The sequence below is a fragment of the Gordonia desulfuricans NBRC 100010 genome (assembly GCF_001485495.1).
GTDB classification, from domain to species: domain Bacteria; phylum Actinomycetota; class Actinomycetes; order Mycobacteriales; family Mycobacteriaceae; genus Gordonia; species Gordonia desulfuricans.
The window spans coordinates 1-13,467 of the sequence record NZ_BCNF01000170.1 but is presented as its reverse complement, the minus strand read 5'-3'; the positions used below and the strand labels follow the sequence as shown (position 1 = coordinate 13,467).

Here is a 13,467-nt window from a genome sequence, read left to right as displayed (position 1 = left end):
GGTGGAGGCGGGGTCGGTGGCGGTGGACTGGGTGTGGGTGGACTCGGGGCCGGGCCGCTCGGCGCGGCCCGGACGTCGGTACCCGGCGGGGTCGGTGCCACCGAACCGGCGAGCTATACGCCCGGTCCGTCGACGCGGGCCGCATCGGTCGCCGCGGCACCTGTCCCGGCGTCGATGGCCCCGGTGGCCGCGGCCGGGGCGGCGCGAGGTCTCGGTGGCGAAGGCAACCACGAGGTGCCCGACTACCTGGTGACCGAGGACAACGGGCGCGACCTCGTCGGTGTCACACCCGGCGTCGCGCCACCGGTCCTCGGCGACGACACCCCCGACGCCCCACCCGAACCCATGCCCGACATCCGGCTCCGACTCGGTCCTGACGGCCCGACGATCTGACCCGACATCCCGATCCGGAACCCGACCGTTCAGGAGACATCATGAGCAGCAACAGAATCGACATCGATCCCGATGTCTTGGCCGGCGCCGCCGCCGAACTCGACACCATCGCCGACGCCCTCGAGGCCGGACTCACACGATGGTCTCCGGCACTCGACGTGCCGCCGTCCGGACGTGATGAGGTGTCGGTCGCGGTGGCACACACCGTGACCGAGGTCGCCGGACGGTTCGGCACCGACGCCGCCGGTGGGGTGGTCAGGCTGCGCGCCCTCGCCACGGCGATGCGAGATCAGGCGCGCGGGGTGAGTGCCGCCGACGACGCCGCCGCGAGCGGTCTGCGGGCGACCCCGGTCTGACCGGCCGGCACGCGAACACCGCACCGTGGCGGTACCGATGGATTCGAGCCGGCCGCGGTGGCCGGTGCGACACCTGTGACACCACATCCCGAGTGACGAGAGGAATGGGCAATGACCGGATTCACCGGCATTATCTGGGACGCACGTACCAGTGCGCGACTGGCTGCCGATCTCGGTGCCGGGGCCGGACCGTCCCCACTCGCGGAGTCGGCCATGGCATGGTCGGTGGTGTCGGCCGAAATGGGCAGGGCGGCAATATCGTACGGAAAGGTTCTCGCCGAACTCGGAGCCGGATGGGAATCGGGGGCGGCGGAATCGGTACTCGGGCAGCTGTCTGCGCTGGGCGACTGGCTTGCGGAGATGTCGGCGAATGCCGCCACCGCGGCGGTGCTCGTCGAACAGCAGGCCGCCGCCGTCACCGTCGCGCGGCTGGCGATGCCCGATCCCGCCGAGATCGCCCTCGTCGACGGTCTCGCCGACCTCGCCGCCACCGCCGCGTCGGTGGTGCCGCTCGTCTCCGGCGCGGCCGCACACGCCGAACGGGCCGTCCACGATCAGCGGGTGCGCGCCGCACGGGTGATGGAGGCCTACGAGGTGGCCGCAGAACCCGTCGCACGACCTTGGCTCACACCGCATCCGGCACCCGCGGGTGCCATCACGGCAGCACCACCGGCGCCCGGGTCGTCGTCGGACGGGTCCGCCGCGGACACCACTGCGGCCCAACCCGTCTCCGGGCTCTCGGCGGCCGTCGTCGTGCCATCGGTCCCGACGATCCGTGGTGCCTACACCCCGACCGTCCCCGCGTCCACGGTCGCCGAACCCACGCGGGTGTCCGCTCCGGTCGACTCCCGGCCGCCGAGTTCACCGATCACGCCACCGATCGCCCCGATGGCCCCGGCCGCGGCGATCGGGGCAACCGGTCGTGACGACGTCCGCACCCATCCGATGGGGGCTGCGGTCACGGTGAGTGCAGCGGGGGTGGCCGGCGACGGTCCGGCGACGTGGGCCGAGGTCGCTGTCGCCGACGCGCCGGTGGTCGAGGGCACCCACGGTCTCGATCCGCGCTACCTGAGCGAGACGCTCGTGTTACCGGGCGACGAGGTGACCGGATGACCGGAACCAGAACCCGGGCGGGGCTCGTCCCAGACGCCGTCCTCGCGAACACCCGCGGGGCGGAACTGGGGGTCGCGGCGCTGCGCCGACTCGGTGAGCGCACCGGCTTCCCGACATGGCCGGTCGTCCTCGATCTGTGGCCGACGGACGACGACGCGGAGCTCTCGGCAGCCGCCGATCGTGCCGCCGACCGCAAACTCGAGGAGTGCGGAGCCCTCGTCGACGACCGCCCGGACCACTGGTCGTCGACGGCAGTGCGCGTGCTCACCGGCCCCGAGCGTGAACTCGCCGTCCGGGTCTTCGGTGCCGACGGCACACGCCGCGCCTGTCTCGCCCGGCGCGGCCACGAGCATGTGCTCGCGGTGCGGACCGGAGATCGGATCGCCCTCGGGTTCCCCGAGATCGCGGATGCCGCCGGACTCGGCGCGGTGATCCGCGCGCTGTGCGGGCAGGCGCCACCGATGACCTTCGCCGACATCCGGGTCCCCACCGACGAGTTCGTCGATCGGCTGGCGCGGTGCGGTGACCGGCACGACACCGCCGCGGTACTGCGGACGATCGGTGCGAGGGCGGACGACGCGACGCGGTTGGCGGCGGCGTTGGCCGCACCGGCGGCACGGACCGAGATCGTGGCGATCGCGCACGGCGCGGGTGTCGTCACCCAGAGTTGTGGGGCGCTAGCCGTCGTCGACGGTGAGCGGGGCCGAATCGTGCTCAGCCCCAGTGGTTCTCTCGATGGTGGTCGCTGGACCACGCTCACACCGGGGACCGGCCATCGGCTGGCGCAGGGGGTACGCCTGCTGGTCGAGACGCTCCCGGACGGGCGGTGGTTCCCGTGACCGGTCGGGGAAGGCCCGGGTAGCGACCGGGCATCAGTGACATCCATCCCGGATGTCGCTCGGGGGCATCGCGACGTCGGTGCCGGAACACAGGAGGAGCACCATGAATCTCGAAGGGGCTGCGGGGGCTGTCGACATCGACGTCTCGTCCGGTCTTGCGACAGCGCAGACGGTATCCCAGATCGTCGACGACATGCAGGGGGTGATCCGGCAGATCGCGTCCACCGCGTCGAGCGGGATGGCCACCTGGAGTGGTCGGGCATCGACGGCATTCGACGCCACCCACACCGACTGGAACTCGTCGGCGAACACGCTCAACCAGGCGCTCGACGACATCCGCACCAAGCTGACCGCCGGCTTCACCGGCTACGAGGATCACGACGCGATGGCGGCTGCCGACCTCGGTTCCGAAGGGCCGCTGCGGCTGTAGGGCAGGCAGGCCCACCGCGGGAGCGTCGACTCCACGCTCTCGCGACCACATCCATCACCGGCGTTCGCCCGACTCGGGCGCCCGTCGGCAACCCACACCACCGATCGGAAGGACGGACATGTCCGGGAGAATCCAGTACGACTTCGCCGCACTCGGCGATCTGCAGGGCGGACTCAACAATCAATTCCAGCGGCTCGAAGATCTTGCCGCACAACTCAAACGCCAGGTCGCCGCACTCGACGGCAACTGGCGGTCGCCGGCTGCCAAGTCGGCCTACGAGCAGGCCCAGCAGCATTGGGACCAGGTGTTCGCGCAGTCTCGCGAACAGCTCGTCGGACTCGGTCGCGGAGTCGGCAACGCCCGCAACGTGATGCACGAGACAGACTCGATGATCGCGCGCCGGTTCTCCGGCGCGTGAGAACGGCGCGGGTCGCCGCGTCCGGGTGACCGAACCCGGTCCGGTGGGTCGACGACCCGCCGGACCGGGCCCGCGGAACCGACACGCGGTGCGTGGCGGTTCCGCCTCCTGCGGTGAGTCGAAGGACTAACGTCGCCAGCACACAACTCGTGCGGCCATCCTTCGGGGGGATGGATCGACGTCGGAGGGAGCTGGGACCGTGGCCAATGCGCTGACCCGGACGAAGTCCATCGAGCAGTCGATGGCGGACACCGACGAACCGGGACACCGGCTCCGGAAGAACCTCACCTCGTGGGATCTCATGGTGTTCGGCGTCTCGGTGGTGATCGGCGCCGGTATCTTCACCGTCACCGCGACCACCGCGGGCAACAAGGCCGGCCCGGCGATCTCCCTCGCCTTCGTGATGGCGGCGATCGCCTGTGCACTCGCCGCCCTCTGCTACGCCGAGTTCGCCTCCACCGTCCCCGTCGCCGGGTCGGCATACACCTTCGGTTACGCCACGTTCGGCGAGTTCCTGGCCTGGATTCTCGGCTGGGACCTCATCCTCGAGTTCGCGGTCGGTGCCGCGGTGGTGTCCAAGGGCTGGTCGTCCTATCTGGGCAGTGTCTTCGGCTTCGGCGGCGGGACGGTCGAGGTGGGCTCCCAGACCATCGACTGGGGGGCGATGGTCATCGTCGCCGTGGTCGCGGTCCTGCTCGCACTGGGAACCAAACTGTCGTCGCGGTTCAGTGCGGTGATCACCGCGATCAAGGTGGGCGTGGTCCTGCTGGTGATCATCGTGGGCTTCTTCTACGTGAAGGCGAGCAACTACAGCCCCTTCATCCCGCCGGCGGAGAAGGGGGAGGGCGTCGAGAAGTCCGTCGACTCGTCGTTGTTCTCGCTGATCACCGGTGGTGGCGACAGCTCCTATGGCTGGTACGGCGTGCTCGCCGCAGCCTCGATCGTGTTCTTCGCGTTCATCGGGTTCGACGTGGTCGCGACCACTGCCGAGGAGACCCGGAACCCGCGTAAGGACGTGCCCCGCGGAATCCTGGGCTCGCTGGCCATCGTCACCGTGCTCTACGTCCTGGTCACCATCGTCGTGACCGGCATGGTCAGCTACACCCAGCTCGCCACCAGTGCCGGTGACGGAAAACCGAAGAACCTCGCCACCGCGTTCGCCCTCAACGGGATCACCTGGGCGGAGAAGATCATCGCGATCGGCGCGCTGGCCGGTCTCACCACGGTGGTGATGGTGCTGGTACTCGGCCAGTCCCGGGTGCTGTTCGCCATGTGCCGCGACGGGCTGCTGCCGCGTGGTCTGGCCGCGACGAACCCCCGGTTCGGGACACCGATCCGGCTGACCGCGCTGATCGGTGTGGTCGTCGCGGTGGTCGCCGGGTTCTTCCCGATCGACCGTCTCGAGGAGATGGTCAACGTGGGCACCCTGTTCGCGTTCATCGTGGTGGCCGGTGGCGTGATGATCCTGCGGCGTCGCCGCCCCGACCTGCAACGCGGGTTCACCGTGCCGGGCGGACCGATCATCCCGGTGCTCGCGATCGCGGCATGTCTGTGGCTGATGCTCAATCTGACCGCACTGACCTGGCTGCGCTTCGTGATCTGGATGGTGATCGGCGTCGCCGTCTACTTCCTCTACGGGATGCGCCACTCGATGGTCGGGCGCCGCGCGCGCGGTGAGGTCCCGGACCCGGTCGGCGCGGGCGACAGGGCCGCCGGAGACCACTGACGTCGTGTGGTGAGGGTCGGATAGCCTGGTCTGTGGATCGATGGCGTCGTGACACCGATACGCGCCCATCTGCGCGGCGGTGCACGATTCCACTGCAGTTCTCTCGACCAGAGTTCGACCGACACACAAAGGGGAACACATGACCACGGTGCAGAACGACGCACCTACGGCAGACAACCGCAACGGGATCGACTTCAAGGTCGCCGATCTCTCCCTGGCCGAGTTCGGCCGCAAGGAGATCTCGCTGGCCGAGCACGAGATGCCCGGTCTGATGGAACTGCGCCGCGAATACGCAGAGGTGCTGCCGCTCAAGGGTGCCCGCGTGTCCGGTTCGCTGCACATGACGGTGCAGACCGCAGTCCTGATCGAGACCCTGGTGGCACTCGGCGCCGAGGTCCGCTGGGCTTCGTGCAACATCTTCTCCACCCAGGACCATGCCGCGGCCGCGATCGTCGTCGGCCCGCACGGTACCCCCGAGGAGCCCAAGGGTGTCCCGGTGTTCGCCTGGAAGGGCGAGACCCTGGAGGAGTACTGGTGGGCGGCCGAGCAGATGCTCACCTGGCCCGGCGAGCCGGCCAACATGATCCTCGACGACGGCGGCGACGCGACCATGCTGGTCCTGCGCGGCGCACAGTTCGAGAAGGCGGGTGTGGTCCCGCCGGCCGACGAGAACGACTCGGCCGAGTACAAGGTGTTCCTGGATCTGCTGCGCGCGTCCTTCGAGAAGGACACCACGAAGTGGTCGACCATCGCCGAGTCGGTCCAGGGGGTCACCGAGGAGACCACCACCGGCGTGCTGCGCCTGTACCAGTTCGCCGCATCCGGTGAGCTGGTGTTCCCGGCGATCAACGTCAACGACTCGGTCACCAAGAGCAAGTTCGACAACAAGTACGGCACCCGCCATTCGCTGGTCGACGGCATCAACCGCGGTACCGACGTCCTGATCGGCGGCAAGAAGGTGCTGATCTGCGGCTACGGCGACGTGGGCAAGGGCTGCGCGGAGTCGCTGGCCGGCCAGGGTGCGCGCGTGCAGGTCACCGAGATCGACCCGATCAACGCGCTGCAGGCGCTGATGGACGGCTTCGACGTGGTCACCGTCGAGGAGGCGATCGGCAATGCCGACATCGTCGTCACCTCGACCGGCAACAAGGACATCATCCTGCTCGAGCACATGGAGCAGATGAAGAACCAGGCCATCCTCGGCAACATCGGCCACTTCGACAACGAGATCGACATGGCCGGCCTCGAGCGTTCGGGCGCCACCCGCCTGAACATCAAGCCGCAGGTCGACCAGTGGACCTTCGCCGACGGTCACTCGATCATCGTGCTCAGCGAGGGACGTCTGCTGAACCTGGGCAACGCGACCGGCCACCCGTCGTTCGTGATGAGCAACAGCTTCTCCAACCAGGTCATCGCCCAGATCGAGCTGTGGACCAAGTCCGAGGAGTACGACAACGAGGTCTACCGGCTGCCCAAGCACCTGGACGAGAAGGTCGCGCGCATCCACGTCGAGGCTCTCGGCGGCACGCTGACCAAGCTCACCAAGGAGCAGGCCGAGTACATCAACGTCGACGTCGAGGGCCCCTACAAGCCCGAGCACTACCGCTACTGAGCGGGCGTCGACCCGACGAGTGGGCCCCGGTGACCGGTGAGGTCGCCGGGGCCCACTCGTGTCTGCTGGGAGATCTGGGACACCCGCTCAGATGCCGATACCCACCCAGATACCGACACCATGCAGGTACCGATACCACTCAGATGCCGATGTCGGCCTCGGTGCCCGGGCAGTAGAACCAGGTGCCCTCTTCCAGACGGAACGACGCCTGTTTCACATCGGGCGCGGTGCGCTGTGACCCGATCTCGGTGTGGATGACGACGTCCGACGTGGCGACATCGCCGGTGACCGATCGCAGGGCGAGCCGGTCGAGGACGATGGTGCCGCCGTTGTTCGAGGGGGACGGCACCTCGTCGCGGACCTCACTGCACACCGCACTGCGCATGCGGGTGAGGTCACGTGCGTTCAACGCGTCGAGGTAGCGCTGCATCGCCTCGGCGACGGCATAGGCGACGGTCGGATCGCCGGCCGCGGGGACGTCACCGGAGGTGGAATCGGGATCGGTGGGATTCGATCCACCCGGGTCGGTTCCGGTACTCGGTGCGGTCGATCCCGACCCGGTCGTCGACGTGGTGGGATCGCTCGCGACGGTGGTGCCGTCGCCGGTGTTCTGCACGATCAGGGTGATGGCGAGCGCGGCGATGGCGAGGACGGCCACCACGCCGAGGGAGATCGCGGTGATCGCACCCCAGTTGCGGCGCGGACCACCTGGCGGAGGCATGCCCGGTCCCATGCCACCCGGTCCCATGCCACCCGGTCCCATGCCACCCGGTCCCATGCCACCCGGTCCCATCCCGGGTGGGCCACCGGCGGGACCCGGCGGACCGTAGGCCGGTCCGGCCTGCGGCGGTACGGGTGCGTAGGGGAACGGCTGCTGGGGCGTCGGTTGCCCCGGCACCGGTTGCCCCGGCACCGGCTGTTGCGGCACCGGCTGCCGGGGAGCCGGTGCGGGCGGGTTGCCCGGTTGCGGATATCCCTGCGGTACCCGGGGATAGGGCTGAGGTGCGCCCGCCCCGGACGGGGGGACCTGGTGGGTTCCCATCGCGCGCGTCGGCATCTGACCGGGATTCGGCCCCCACTGCTGGGGCGGGCCGCCGGCGGGCGGTTGGGTCATGGGACGTCCTCGCGATGTTCGATGAGACCAGGCTAGCGGAGCAGGAGCGGGCGGTCGGGCAAGGTCATTCGGTCGATGCGGTCGTCGGCGCGAGCAGGACGTCGGCGAGGTCGGCGGGTGTCTGGTCGACGGACTCGGCCCACGGTGACATCCAGCCGGACGCGGCCAGGGCACGGTAGACGGCGTCGACCCGGACCTGTAGGTCGTCGTCGCGCTCGTAGTGGTCGCGGGCACGGCCCGGAGCCGACGACGCACGCGAGCGGGCCCGGGCCATCGCGACCTCGGCGGGTACGCCGAGCAGCAGATGACGATCGGGGACCGGCAGCGCGAACCGGCCGAACTCGAGGTCGTGCACCCAGCGCACCACGGCGCCGTCGGCGTCCTCGCGCAGGCGGGCGGCACTGTAGGCGGCATTGGATGCCACATAGCGGTCGACGACGACGACGTCGTGGCCGGCGATCGCCGACCGAAGTTCCTCGGCGGTGGCGGACCGGTCCAGGGCGAACAGCAACGCCATCGCGTAGACGCTCTCGCGCAGGTCGCCGTGTTCGCCGTGCAGGGCCTCGGATGCGACGTCGGCGAACACCGTCCGGCCGTACCGCGGGAACGCGAAGGTGGCGACGCGCAGACCCTGTGCCCGCCAGTGTTCGACGAGTCCGGTGACCAGGGTGTTCTTGCCTGCGCCGTCGATTCCTTCCACCGCTATCAACCGGCCCACGCGGCCCTCCCTCGTATCTCGTCGGTGTGTGGTGCCGATTGTTCCCCATCCCGGCATCGATCGAGCCGTCGACTCGAAGGTTGTGGAAAGGCGCGACGCGACCTGCGGTGATACACAGTCCGGCGCGTCGGTCACCACGCCGCGGTCACAGAAGTGTCACCATTGGGGGCATGAAGCCACGGATCCTCGTCGTCGATGATGATGCCGCGCTCGCCGAGATGCTCACGATCGTGCTGAAGGGTGAGGGGTTCGAACCCTTCGTCGTCGGCGACGGTACGCAGGCACTCACCGCGGTGCGCGAGATCCGCCCGGACCTGGTGTTGCTCGACCTGATGCTGCCCGGGATGAACGGCATCGACGTCTGTCGCGTGCTGCGTGCGGACTCCGGTGTGCCCATCGTGATGCTCACCGCGAAGTCCGACACCGTCGACGTCGTCCTCGGTCTGGAATCCGGTGCCGACGACTACATGGTCAAACCGTTCAAGCCCAAGGAACTGGTGGCACGCGTGCGTGCCCGGCTGCGTCGTACCGACGAGGAGCCGGCCGAACTGCTCTCGATCGGTCCGGTCGAGATCGACGTACCGGCGCACAAGGTCACCCGTGACGGCGTGCCGATCTCGCTGACCCCGCTGGAGTTCGATCTGCTGGTGGCACTCGCCCGTAAGCCGCGCCAGGTGTTCACCCGTGACGTCCTGCTCGAACAGGTGTGGGGCTACCGGCATCCCGCCGACACCCGGCTGGTCAACGTGCACGTGCAGCGTCTGCGCGCCAAGGTCGAGACCGACCCGGAGAACCCGGAGGTCGTGCTCACGGTGAGGGGGTCGGCTACAAGGCCGGCCCGCCGTGATCGGCCGGACCCGACGGCGCGTCAACGGCACCTTCGGACGTCTGACCCGGACCGCGACCGGCATCGGCGCGGTCTTCGGTCATATCTGGCGACGTTCGCTGCAGCTGCGTGTCGTGGTGTCGACGCTGGTGCTGTCGGTGGTGGTGCTGTTGATCCTCGGCTTCGTGCTGATGAGTCAGATCACCGATCGGCTGCTCGACGCGAAACTCACCGCGGCGACCGAGGAGATCGACCGTGCACGGATCGCGGTGGAACGTGATCTCGCCAGCGGCGACAGCAACATGTCGATCCAGAACCGGCTACGGCAGACCAGGTCGACCCTGACCGACCGCGATGTCGACAGCGGGCAGACCGCCGGCACCGTGGGCAGCTTCGACATCGTCCTGATGGTCCCGGTGAACAACCGCGACGGCGAGGACACCGGCGTCGGCCCGGTGTCGGAGATCCCGCGGCCACTGCGCGACATGGTGCAGGGCGGACAGATCGCCTACCAGTACGCGTCGGTGCCCAACGGGACCGGTGGCAGCGGCCCGGCACTCATCGTCGGGACCCCCACCAACTCCACCGTTCCGGGCCTCGAGCTGTATCTGGTGTTCCCGCTGGCCGGTGAACAGAACACCGTCGACCTGGTCCGCGGCACCCTGCTGACCGGTGGGGTGGTGCTGCTCGGACTCCTGATGGCGATCGCATGGCTGGTGTCGCGGCAGGTGGTGTTGCCGGTGCGCTCGGCGTCGCGGATCGCGGTCCGATTCGCCGACGGCCGGCTCAACGAACGCATGCCGGTGCGCGGCGAGGACGACATGGCCCGGCTGGCGATGTCGTTCAACGACATGGCCGAGAGCCTGTCCAAGCAGATCACCCATCTCGAGGAGTTCGGTGGACTGCAACGGCAGTTCACCTCCGACGTCAGCCACGAGCTGCGGACCCCGCTGACGACCGTCCGGATGGCCAGCGACGTGCTCTACGACGGCCGCGACGAGCTCGACCCGGTCCGCCGCCGGTCGGTGGAACTGCTCGACAAGGAACTCGACCGGTTCGAGACCCTGCTGAACGAACTGCTCGAGATCTCCCGGCACGACGCGGGGATGGCCGAGCTGGCCGCCGAACGGATGGACATGGCCATCCCGATCGACGCCGCGCTGGCCACCGTTGCGCACCTGGCCGAGGAGACCGGGACCGAACTGATCCTGGATCTGCCCGCCGAGCCGGTGCTGGCCGAGATCGACCCACGCCGCGTCGAACGCATCCTGCGGAACCTGCTGGCCAATGCGATCGATCACGGCGAACGCAACCCGGTGACCCTGAGCATGCGTTCCGACGGTGACGCGGTCGCGATCACCGTCCGCGACCAGGGCATCGGCCTGCGCCCGGGTGAGGAGAAGCTCGTCTTCAACCGGTTCTGGCGGTCGGACCCGTCGCGGTTCCGCCGGTCCGGTGGCACCGGCCTGGGTCTGGCCATCAGCATCGAGGACGCGCGTCTGCACCAGGGGCGGCTGGAGGCGTGGGGTGAGCCCGGTCAGGGTTCCTGCTTCCGTCTGACGCTGCCGTTGGTGCGCGGGCACAAGGTGCTGGGCAGCCCGCTGCCGCTCAAGCCGGTCGGTGCGGTCAAGCCGGTGACCCGCTCGGCCACCAAGACCTCCGGTCGCGCCGGTGAAGGAGCGGCCGACGATGAGTGAGCTGCACAACCGCATGCGCGGCCATCGGGTGACCCGTCGATCAGTGGCGGTGGTGATCCTCGGGGTGGTCCTGTCGCTGCTCACCGCATGTGGGGGAGTCCCCAACAGTTCCTCGCCGCAGCCGATCAGTTCCTTCGCGCGTCAGGGGCCGTCGGACGCGGTACCGGGACCGCAGGCCGACATGGACCCGGAGGCCCTGGTCCGAGCCTTCCTGAAGGCGACGGCGGCACCCGCGGACGGCCATGCCGCGGCCCGGAAGTTCTTGACCACCTCGGCGGCCGAGCAGTGGGACGATCGCGGTGCGGCGCTGATCCTCGACGAGATCAACACCTACGTCGACCAGCGCAGCGAGAACAGTGTGCGGATGCGCCTGGTGGGCGACAACGTCGGTGTGCTGATGAGTGACGGGCAGCTGACCCCGGCCACCGGCCGGGTGGAGACCACGGTGACCTTGTCGAAGGTCGGCCGGCAGTGGCGGATCGACGGCACCCTGCCCGAGCGCACCATGATCGACCGCACCCAGTTCGAGATCACCCATCGTGCGGTGTCGGCGTACTTCACCGACCGCACCCGATCGCATCTCGTACCCGACCCGCGCTGGTTGTACTCCGGACTCGACTCGGATGCGACGACGCTGGTCGGGGTGCTGCTCGCAGGTCCGGCCGCCGACCTCGCCTCGGCCGTCGACTCGGCCCTGCCGACCGGGGCGTCCCTGCGTGGTCCGGTGACCCCGGGAGCGAACGGCGGTGTCCGGATCGAGCTGATCGGCATCGGCAATCTGTCGGTGCGCGATCGGACGGTGCTCGCCGCACAGATCATCTGGACCCTCAACGGTGCCGACATCGGCGGCCCGTATGTGATCAACGCCGACGGCGCACCCCTGCTCGCCGACCGCGCGAGCGGCTGGCAGACCACCGACGTACGGTCGTTCGATCCGTCGGTGATGCCGGCCACCGACGTCGGGCTCAACGTCATCCGGGGCGGGGCGCTGCTGAAGGTCACCGACACCGGGACGGTCGCGGTGGGCGGCCCGCTCGGGACCGGTCGTCTGGTGCGCTCGGCGGCGTTGTCGGCGGACGGGAAGCGGGTGGCCGCGGTCCAGGCGGGTGAGGGCACCGACCCGCGGCTGAACCTCACGGTCGGCGACTACGGTGCGGCGACGACGCCGATCGCGTCCGGGCTGACGGTGACCAGACCGTCGTTCGGACCGGACTCCGATGTCGTGTGGGCGGTGGTCGACGGCAAACCGACCCAGTGGATACGCGACGACGAGACGGGCGAACCCCGGACCATCGAGATCGATCCGGGACAGGTGTCGGCGCTGGTGCGCGGTTCGATCACCGAACTGCAGGTCGCGCCGGACGGGGTGCGTGTCGGGCTGATCGTCGGCGGTCAGGTGGTGTTCGCGGTGCTCGCGACCAACGCCGACGGCCGGTTGACCCTGGCCCATCCGCGGATCGCGGCCTACAACATCGGTAGCCGCGCGGTGTCGCTGGACTGGGCGTCACCGACCACGCTGATGATCGCCCGCGAGAGCTGGGATTCTCCCGTGGTGCAGTTGTCGATCAACGGCACCCCCGCGGTGGGGTTGCTCAGCGGCAACGTGTCGCCGCCGGTCACCGCGGTGGTGGCCAACCCCACCACGGTCTACATCTCCGACCAGCGCGGGGTGCTGCGACTGGGCAGCAGCAACGGCCAGGCCGACGAGTACTGGACCGAGGTCGAGCCGGCCATGACCCCGGGCACCATCCCGGTCATCCCCTGATCGTCTGAGCGACACCCCGCCGGGGTCGTCGGGGTGGGCCTCACGCGCCGGCGAGCACCACCACGGCCGTGACATCGATCCCCGCATGCCGGAGGACCCGCACCGACTCGGCGGCGGTGGCTCCCGTGGTGAGTACGTCGTCGACGAGGACCGCCGACATGCGGGCGGTGCCGAGGTGGTGTGGACGCAGTCGGATGCCGCCGCGGAGGTTCGCCCGTCGGTCCCGCGCCGACAGCCCGGCGGAGTCCCTGGTGGCCGACGCCGTGAACAACAACGGGGCGGTGCCCACCCGTGGGCCGAGCCGTGTGGCGGCCACGGCGGCGATCCCCGTGACCGGGTCGCCGCCACGGCGTCGGGCGGCCGCGCGGCGGGTGGGTGCCGGGACGAGTGTCAGCCGCGGGCTGTCGGGGAGTTCGCCCCACCGGGCCACGGTGGTCACGGCGTCGGCGAGGACGGTCCC

Annotated in this window: 12 protein-coding genes and 2 pseudogenes; 11 read left to right on the top strand and 3 right to left on the bottom strand. The window is 69.6% G+C overall.

From position 1 onward, the window contains the following. From GD1_RS22535 to ahcY, 8 genes and pseudogenes are all read left to right on the top strand, one after another. A pseudogene (locus GD1_RS22535) lies at window positions 1–393 on the top strand (hypothetical protein); the annotation flags it as partial. Between the two features lie 41 nt (window positions 394–434). Continuing rightward, entirely contained in the window at window positions 435–749 is a 315-nt protein-coding gene (locus GD1_RS22530) for a PE family protein (RefSeq protein WP_059039702.1), read from the top strand. Window positions 750–860: 111 nt separating this feature from the next. Then, window positions 861–1,862: a PPE domain-containing protein gene (locus GD1_RS22525; protein ID WP_059039700.1), complete on the top strand. Its 1,002-nt coding sequence runs from the start codon at window positions 861–863 to the stop codon at window positions 1,860–1,862. Then, the gene (locus tag GD1_RS22520) at window positions 1,859–2,701 is read left to right on the top strand and encodes an ESX secretion-associated protein EspG (protein ID WP_083534629.1); all 843 of its coding nucleotides are present in this window, start codon (window positions 1,859–1,861) and stop codon (window positions 2,699–2,701) included. Before GD1_RS22525 ends, GD1_RS22520 begins: the two co-directional genes overlap by 4 nt. A gap of 103 nt (window positions 2,702–2,804) precedes the next feature. Continuing rightward, window positions 2,805–3,131: a WXG100 family type VII secretion target gene (locus GD1_RS22515; protein ID WP_053778072.1), complete on the top strand. Its 327-nt coding sequence runs from the start codon at window positions 2,805–2,807 to the stop codon at window positions 3,129–3,131. A 118-nt stretch (window positions 3,132–3,249) separates the two neighbouring features. After that, on the top strand, window positions 3,250–3,549 hold the full coding sequence (locus GD1_RS22510) for a WXG100 family type VII secretion target (protein ID WP_020793342.1): 300 nt from the start codon (window positions 3,250–3,252) through the stop codon (window positions 3,547–3,549). A gap of 199 nt (window positions 3,550–3,748) precedes the next feature. Next, the gene (locus GD1_RS22505) at window positions 3,749–5,275 is read left to right on the top strand and encodes an amino acid permease (RefSeq protein WP_020791482.1); all 1,527 of its coding nucleotides are present in this window, start codon (window positions 3,749–3,751) and stop codon (window positions 5,273–5,275) included. Between the two features lie 139 nt (window positions 5,276–5,414). Continuing rightward, complete coding sequence (gene ahcY, locus GD1_RS22500; protein ID WP_059039698.1) at window positions 5,415–6,887, top strand: adenosylhomocysteinase; 1,473 nt, start codon at window positions 5,415–5,417, stop codon at window positions 6,885–6,887. 139 nt (window positions 6,888–7,026) lie between these two features. Here the strand turns inward: ahcY and GD1_RS24870 are convergent, their stop codons facing one another. Both GD1_RS24870 and GD1_RS22490 read right to left on the bottom strand, forming a co-directional pair. Continuing rightward, window positions 7,027–8,001, bottom strand: a complete 975-nt coding sequence (locus tag GD1_RS24870; RefSeq protein ID WP_157079589.1) for a hypothetical protein — start codon at window positions 7,999–8,001, stop codon at window positions 7,027–7,029. A 64-nt stretch (window positions 8,002–8,065) separates the two neighbouring features. Further along, window positions 8,066–8,719: a dTMP kinase gene (locus GD1_RS22490; RefSeq protein WP_059039695.1), complete on the bottom strand. Its 654-nt coding sequence runs from the start codon at window positions 8,717–8,719 to the stop codon at window positions 8,066–8,068. A gap of 170 nt (window positions 8,720–8,889) precedes the next feature. On the opposite strand from GD1_RS22490, the pseudogene mtrA reads away from it, so the two are divergent. The 3 genes and pseudogenes from mtrA to lpqB all read left to right on the top strand — a co-directional run bounded on the left by mtrA (window position 8,890) and on the right by lpqB (window position 13,007). Next, a pseudogene (mtrA, locus tag GD1_RS22485) lies at window positions 8,890–9,566 on the top strand (MtrAB system response regulator MtrA). Next, window positions 9,563–11,242 carry an MtrAB system histidine kinase MtrB gene (mtrB, locus tag GD1_RS22480; protein ID WP_059039693.1) on the top strand — a complete coding sequence of 560 codons (1,680 nt, stop codon included), beginning with the start codon at window positions 9,563–9,565 and terminating at the stop codon, window positions 11,240–11,242. Before mtrA ends, mtrB begins: the two are co-directional and overlap by 4 nt. Before the next feature lie 13 nt (window positions 11,243–11,255). Next, window positions 11,256–13,007 carry an MtrAB system accessory lipoprotein LpqB gene (lpqB, locus tag GD1_RS22475; RefSeq protein WP_053778073.1) on the top strand — a complete coding sequence of 584 codons (1,752 nt, stop codon included), beginning with the start codon at window positions 11,256–11,258 and terminating at the stop codon, window positions 13,005–13,007. Window positions 13,008–13,047: 40 nt separating this feature from the next. On the opposite strand, the gene GD1_RS25110 is transcribed toward lpqB, so the two are convergent. Next, window positions 13,048–13,467: type I phosphoribosyltransferase (locus GD1_RS25110; protein ID WP_169798214.1), on the bottom strand; the 420-nt coding region annotated here is incomplete at its 5' end.

Excerpts from the sequence above, each read along its gene's own strand:
- GD1_RS24870 (WP_157079589.1), bottom strand. The coding sequence starts at position 8,001 with ATGACCCAACCGCCCGCCGGCGGCCCGCCCCAGCAGTGGGGGCCGAAT.
- GD1_RS22525 (WP_059039700.1), top strand. The coding sequence starts at position 861 with ATGACCGGATTCACCGGCATTATCTGGGACGCACGTACCAGTGCGCGA.
- ahcY (WP_059039698.1), top strand. The coding sequence starts at position 5,415 with ATGACCACGGTGCAGAACGACGCACCTACGGCAGACAACCGCAACGGG.
- GD1_RS22515 (WP_053778072.1), top strand. The coding sequence starts at position 2,805 with ATGAATCTCGAAGGGGCTGCGGGGGCTGTCGACATCGACGTCTCGTCC.
- GD1_RS22510 (WP_020793342.1), top strand. The coding sequence starts at position 3,250 with ATGTCCGGGAGAATCCAGTACGACTTCGCCGCACTCGGCGATCTGCAG.
- GD1_RS22530 (WP_059039702.1), top strand. The coding sequence starts at position 435 with ATGAGCAGCAACAGAATCGACATCGATCCCGATGTCTTGGCCGGCGCC.
- lpqB (WP_053778073.1), top strand. The coding sequence starts at position 11,256 with ATGCGCGGCCATCGGGTGACCCGTCGATCAGTGGCGGTGGTGATCCTC.
- GD1_RS22520 (WP_083534629.1), top strand. The coding sequence starts at position 1,859 with ATGACCGGAACCAGAACCCGGGCGGGGCTCGTCCCAGACGCCGTCCTC.